Raw genomic sequence first — 5867 nt, forward strand, 5'->3', positions numbered from 1 at the left:
TGTGGCTTTATGATAAAAAAAGGGCTGAGATTTCCGACAACTCTAAAATTTATCAGGGTTTCTTAGAAGGTTCAAACGTGAACGTTGTCTATGAAATGGTTAAGATGATAGAGGCTCACAGGGAATTTGATGCCAATATGAACGTTATAAAGGCCGGAGATGAACTTCTTGCTTCTTTAAATGAATTTGGGAGGATATGATGATTAGAAGTTTATGGTCTGCGGCTTCTGGAATGCACGCTCAACAGATAAATTTAGATGTGATTTCAAACAACCTTGCAAACGTTGATACTACTGGCTTTAAAAAGAGTAGGGCAGAGTTTGAAGACCTCATGTATCAAACTCTTAAAGCGGCAGGAACTCCCAATGCGGCCGGTAACCAGATTCCTGTAGGTATTCAAATCGGTCTTGGAACAAAGGTTACTACTGTCTCTAAGCTTTTTTCTCAGGGAAATTTTATTCATACAGAAAATCAGCTTGACGTGGCCATAGAGGGAGACGGTTTCTTTAAAGTTCTTCTTCCTAGCGGAGATACCGCTTATACGAGGGATGGAGCCTTCAAGGTAGATAAAGATGGTAGGCTTGTTACCCATGAAGGTTATGTGCTTCTGCCAGAGATAACAATTCCCCCTGATGCCATAAGGGTCAACATAGCAGAAGACGGAACTGTTACGGTGGAGCTTCCCGGCCAACCTACCCCTCAGGAGATAGGGAGGATAACATTGATAAAGTTTATCAATCCTTCGGGTCTAAAAGCTATTGGGAAAAACCTCTTTTTAGAAACAGATGCTTCAGGAACTCCTCAAGAAGGTATTCCCGGAACGGAAGGTTTTGGAACTTTGGCTCAAGGGTTTCTAGAGTCTTCTAACGTAAATGTGGTTGAAGAAATGGTTAATATGATAATTGCCCACAGAGCTTATGACTTTAATTCCAAGGCTATCCAGACTTCTGATGCTATGCTCCAGACGGCTGTTAACCTTAAAAGGTAAATTTAATATTTTAATACTGTTTTTCGTGATTTTTTTTTCTTCTTCTCCTTCCTTAGCTGGAGGGAAGGAGGAATCTTTTGTTAATTTGGCACTAAGGAATGTTGAATTTTCTATTTCGGGAAAGGTAGAAAAACTCTTAGTAGATGGAAGAGTTACAAACGGACAGGTTTTAAAGGGTTGTGAAATTGAAAATGTAGTTCCAATTTCCCATCTGGTTATAAGAAGGCCCGGAAGGTTCCTCATCCAGCTAAAAGTGAAATGCAAAAATTCGTTTCTTACGAGAACTTTGAATGTTAAATTCAACGTTGATGCTGAGGTTTGGGGGTTTGAGACTACTGATGTCGTTGAACGCGGAGAATATTTAACGGGAAAAGTAAAAAGAAAAAAAGTTCTCCTCTCTACTGTAAGAGGAAAACTTTTTGACGGTAATCCAGAAAAGGTGGTAGCAAAGACAAGATTACCGGCGGGAACTTTTGTTTTAAAAAGATTTGTAGAAGTTCCTTTTGCTGTAAAGAGGGGACAACTCGTAAAAATAGTAGCTGAGAAAGGGGGGATTTATGTTGAAACTACCGGCAAAGCTCTCCAAAATGGCCGTGTTGGTGATATAATCAAAGTCAAAAACATTTATAGCGGAAAGGTTATTGAAGGAAGAGTAAAAGATGAAGAAACAGTTGTCATTCTTGTTTTTTAGCCTCCTGTTAACCTCCTGCTTTAGCAAGCCTCAAGGAACAGTTTCTTACACTCCTCCTCCTCCAAAGCTTAACTTTCAGACAAAGCCGTTAAGTGAGGGATCTCTCTGGAACGACAACGGAAGATTTAAATACATCTATGGAGACTCAAAAGCAAGGGATGTAGGAGATCTTGTTACCATATTGATAGTGGAAAAAACGAGGGCTCAAAGTCAGACGGAGACGGCCTTAAAAAAATCATCTAAGGTTCAAGGAGGAGTTTCCTCTCTTTTTGGTCTTAACAAAAATGTTTTGGACAAAACAAACGTGGCTATGCAAGGAGGTGCAGAGCATGGAGGGAAGGGTTCTACGCTTAGAGGAAGTATTTTTACGGGAACAGTAACTGCTCAGGTAATCGGCAAACAGCCAAACGGAAATTTGATAATACAGGCTCAGAAAAACGTTGTTATTAACGGAGAATCTCACGTTCTTACGATAACTGGAGTTGTTAGGCCGGAAGATATTGACGATACAAATACCGTCACGTCTGACCGGGTATTCAATCTTCAAATAACATATACCGGAGAAGGGGTTTTGACAGATGTTCAAGAACCGGGATTTATATGGAAAATCGTGGCAAAGCTTTGGCCTTTCTAAGTTTTTCTTTTTTGTTTTTTGTTTAGTTCTCACCTTTGGGCCGGTTAAAGCGGCAGAGAACGTAGATAGCGATGGGGACGGACTTTCTGATTACAAGGAGATGTTTGTCTACTTTACTGACCCGCAAAACAAAGATACTGACGGGGACGGACTTTCTGACTATGATGAGATTATAAAGTTTAAAACCAACCCGAACGAAAAAGACAGCGATGGAGATGGCCTCTCAGATTACGACGAGGTGAAAGTTTACAAGACAGACCCTAACTGTGCAGATCCCGATTCAGACGGCCTTACAGACAGGGAAGAAGTGAGAATGTACGGAACTTTTCCTTTCAGGAAAGACACTGATGGAGATGGCTTAACAGACTTTGAGGAGGTTACTGTATACGGGACTTCTCCTCTTAAAAAGGATACAGATGGAGACGGCCTTAACGACAGAAGGGAGATTTATTTTTCTAAAACTTACCCTGATAACAATGATTCAGATGCCGACGGGCTTTCTGACTTTGTTGAAGTTTCAAAAATGGGAACAAACCCTTTAAATCCAGATACAGACGGAGATGGCCTTACTGATGGAGAGGAAGTAGCCTTCAAGACAGACCCTTTCTCTCCGGATACAGATGGGGATGGCCTTTCAGACCTTCAAGAGATAGAGCACTACAGAACCTCTCCTTTAAAGAAGGATACAGACGGAGATGGTCTTAGTGATTATTTGGAGATAGCCCTCTATGAGACCGACCCTTTAAGGAGAGATACAGATGAGGATGGAGTTAGTGATGTAGAGGAAATTAAAAAGTACAAAACTGATCCTTTATCTGCCTTAAGTAAGCCTAAGCTAACTGTTGCCAAGGAAAAGAAGAAAACGGGAAAGGGAGAGAAACTTCTTGCAATTGTCTATTTTGACTATGGGAGCAGTTCTCTTTCTAAGAAGGCCAAAGAAACGCTCAAGGATATTTGCAAAGCTTTAAAAGGAGGAGAAACCTTAGTTATTAAAGGATATGCTGATTGGAAGGGTAGTGAAACTTTTAATTTGAAGCTATCAAAACTTCGGGCTAAGAGGGTTGAGAGTTATCTTAAAAGAGTCTGCAAAAAGGCCGGTAAAAAGGGAATTCGTTTTAAGACGGAATGGTTTGGCTACAAAAGGCTGATAATTAACAAGAAAGGACCTATGGCTCCGAATAGGAGGGTTGAGGTTTATGTTCTTAAGTAGGTTGTTTTTTGTGTTGTTCCTTTTTTTACTCTTTGCCGCCGAAGTCTTTGGGGCAGAGGTAAGAATAAAAGACATTGCAAGAATCGGAGTTTCAAGGGTTAACTACTTAGTTGGGTACGGATTGGTTGTTGGTTTGAAGAATACCGGTGATTCTACTTCGTCTGAGTTTACGAAGCAGTCAATAGCAAATATGCTTGAAAGAATGGGAATAAAAATTCCAAAAGGGAGTATCAGGACGAGAAACACAGCAGCCGTTATGGTTACCGCAGAACTTCCAACTTATGCTAAACCGGGAACAAGAATCGACGTGGTAGTTTCTGCATTAGGGGACGCCAAAAGTTTAGAAGGCGGAACGCTTATTATGACTCCTCTCCTCGGGCCTGACGGCGAGGTTTACGCCATTGCTCAGGGGCCAATTTCTCTTGGGGGCGGATACGAGGTAGGAGGAAAAACGGCTTCTTTAAGGAAGTTTGTTACTACTACGGCCAGAATTCCGCAAGGGGCAATAGTTGAAAGAAATGTTCCTGTGAACTTTTCTAATAGAAACGAAATTGAAATTGTTCTGGATGAGGCCGATTTTAAGACAGCTTCTAATGTTGCACAAGTTATAAATGAGGAGTTGGGTTCTTTAGTAAAGGCTGTTCCTGTATCTCCCGAGACTGTGAAGGTTTTCTTGAAGAAGGAAGGGCTTAACGTAGTTAACCTTACAGCGAAACTTGAAGAGCTCCCGGTGGAAGTGGACTATCCTGCGGTGATAGTTATAAATGAAAGAACGGGTACTGTTGTGATTAATGATAGGGTTACAATATCTCCGGTTGCTGTGGCGCAGGGAGGAGTTACGGTAAAAATTTCAGAACAGCCCGTTATTTCTCAGCCGCCAATGCTCTCTTCCGGTAAGACAATTCTCACTCAGAAAACTTCTATTCAGCTTCAAGAGGGGAAAAGGGTGTTTATTCTTAAACCTAAAGGGCCTTCTTTGCAGGACCTTGTTATGGCTTTGAATGCTGTGGGAGTTACTCCCCGCCAACTTATAGCGATTCTTCAAGCGATGAAGTCGGCAGGGGCTATCCATGCGGAAATTAGGTTGCAGTAAACTCTTTTTTCTCTTCGTGATTTTCTTTTGGCCTCTTGTTGCTTTTTCGGTCGAAAGTGGATGGTTAAGGGTAGGAGACTCTTTTAGACCTTTTGTTAAAGTGGAAAATTTTGCGAATAAGCAGGTAATCTTTGTTACTAAAGATGGAAAGGTTTACTTTGGAAAATGTTACGAAGAAAAACGTTTTTTTAATAGCTGTTATGTTGTTTCAACCAAAAAGTTTAAGGCGGTTGATGGAGGAATTACTTATATAGTATTAAAGGTAGACGGTTACTATCCGCCGAGGGTAGTTGAACACGGAGCTGTGGACAATTTCAACGTTATTCACTCTATCCTTACGGTTGGAATAAACCACTCACAGTAAATCTTTATTTTGCCGTTTTCTTTCTTTAAGCATAGGACTTTGCGGGCTACGGATTTCATAATAGAGGAAGAATAAAATTGTCTAAAGGTAACACAAACGGTATTATCCTTGTTCTTCCTTATGTGGATGTTTTCAATGCGAACCTTTACGTTTTTACTTCTTTTCCAAACCCTCTTTTTGTACTCTACAAATTTCTCGTAGTCTATGCAACCTTCTGGTGAATACAAGTTGAAGTACTTAGGATCTTCTTTTTCCCACAAACTTTTCCATTCTTCTAAAAATTTAAGGATTTCCCTTGTCTTTATTGTTTGGTATGTGGATTCTTCTTTTTGTTTTTGGATGAGCAATCTTTGGAGTTCTTCCTTGCTCTTTTTCATTCTTTTTTCCAGCCTTTCGTTTAAAAATTTACTTATAACATTGTTCAGATTTTCATCTGCTATCTTATAACTCTTATCCAATGAGTATGCAAGAGTAAAAAAAGCAATTGCTCTTTTTATGTACTTATCCTTACCTGTGCCTTCGTAAAGTTTTGTATAGATAACCCCCACGTTGTTGTATATCTTAGGAGAGGCAATTCCCTCTCTTAGGATGCTTTCATATACTTTTAGAGCTTCTTTGTATTTTCCAGCCTTGAAAAGTTGAACCGCTTGGGTAAGTAATTCAGTGGAATTTTCTCCAAAGGCTAAACTTGTCTGTAAAAGAAATGTCAAAGAAGTGACTAGCCAGAGGACTTTTCTCATTGGATTATAAACTCCCTGTAGAATATGTTCCTTACCTTAGTTTTTGTCAGAACAGAGTTAATTTTTAATAGGAGATTCTCTTTAAGAAGTTCCTTCCCTTCTGGAGATACAAGTTCCTTAGAAGACATAGCTCCTACTGTTGTTATG

The 5867-nt window shown here is 40.1% G+C and carries 8 protein-coding genes; 7 read left to right on the forward strand and 1 reads right to left on the reverse strand.

Annotated elements, in window-relative coordinates; translation table 11 throughout:
- The 7 genes from ABGX27_02985 to ABGX27_03015 all read left to right on the forward strand — a co-directional run.
- Positions 1-200: flagellar basal body rod C-terminal domain-containing protein (locus ABGX27_02985; protein MEO2068456.1), on the forward strand; the 200-nt coding region annotated here is incomplete at its 5' end.
- On the forward strand, positions 200-988 hold the full coding sequence (flgG, locus tag ABGX27_02990) for a flagellar basal-body rod protein FlgG (GenBank protein ID MEO2068457.1): 789 nt from the start codon (positions 200-202) through the stop codon (positions 986-988). The genes ABGX27_02985 and flgG, both read left to right, overlap by 1 nt.
- A gap of 85 nt (positions 989-1073) precedes the next feature.
- Positions 1074-1679 (forward strand): flagellar basal body P-ring formation chaperone FlgA, encoded by a 606-nt coding sequence (flgA, locus tag ABGX27_02995; protein ID MEO2068458.1) that lies wholly within the window; start codon positions 1074-1076, stop codon positions 1677-1679.
- Positions 1648-2313, forward strand: coding sequence for a flagellar basal body L-ring protein FlgH (locus ABGX27_03000; protein MEO2068459.1), 666 nt, complete (start codon positions 1648-1650; stop codon positions 2311-2313). Before flgA ends, ABGX27_03000 begins: the two co-directional genes overlap by 32 nt.
- The gene (locus tag ABGX27_03005; GenBank protein ID MEO2068460.1) at positions 2258-3523 is read left to right on the forward strand and encodes an OmpA family protein; all 1266 of its coding nucleotides are present in this window, start codon (positions 2258-2260) and stop codon (positions 3521-3523) included. Before ABGX27_03000 ends, ABGX27_03005 begins: the two co-directional genes overlap by 56 nt.
- 10 nt (positions 3524-3533) lie before the next feature.
- A complete protein-coding gene (locus ABGX27_03010) occupies positions 3534-4616 on the forward strand; it encodes a flagellar basal body P-ring protein FlgI (protein MEO2068461.1) in 1083 nt (360 codons plus the stop codon).
- The gene (locus ABGX27_03015; GenBank protein MEO2068462.1) at positions 4594-4980 is read left to right on the forward strand and encodes a hypothetical protein; all 387 of its coding nucleotides are present in this window, start codon (positions 4594-4596) and stop codon (positions 4978-4980) included. Before ABGX27_03010 ends, ABGX27_03015 begins: the two co-directional genes overlap by 23 nt.
- On the opposite strand, the gene ABGX27_03020 is transcribed toward ABGX27_03015, so the two are convergent.
- Entirely contained in the window at positions 4941-5720 is a 780-nt protein-coding gene (locus ABGX27_03020) for a hypothetical protein (protein ID MEO2068463.1), read from the reverse strand. The genes ABGX27_03015 and ABGX27_03020 overlap by 40 nt on opposite strands.
- Positions 5721-5867: the final 147 nt, after the last annotated feature.

It is taken from the genome of Desulfurobacteriaceae bacterium (genome assembly GCA_039832905.1).
Taxonomy (GTDB): Bacteria; Aquificota; Aquificia; order Desulfurobacteriales; family Desulfurobacteriaceae; genus Desulfurobacterium.